Here is a 216-nt window from a genome sequence, read left to right as displayed (position 1 = left end):
GTGCACCAGGTGGACCCGTTGCGGGATCTGATGAGCGCCAAGATGAATGGTCGCACCGGCTGGAACATGCATCGGGTGCTGGAAGCCGTTTCCGAGGCCGATGCCGGTGTGGTGATTATTCTCGGCCAGGATTATGAATCCCAGGACACCGTGGAGCGCCTGGAGAGTTTCTTTGGCGGCACCGCCGCCAAGCCCAAGGGTGAATCCCGTGCCTAC

Annotated in this window: 1 pseudogene; it reads left to right on the top strand. The window is 61.1% G+C overall.

The features are described 5' to 3' along the window. Positions 1 to 216, top strand: a pseudogene (locus A3714_RS03055) (bifunctional 3,4-dihydroxy-2-butanone-4-phosphate synthase/GTP cyclohydrolase II); the annotation flags it as partial.

The organism is Alcanivorax sp. HI0007 (assembly GCF_001635525.1).
Lineage (GTDB): Bacteria > Pseudomonadota > Gammaproteobacteria > Pseudomonadales > Alcanivoracaceae > Alcanivorax.
This window is presented reverse-complemented; position numbering and strand designations above follow the sequence as displayed.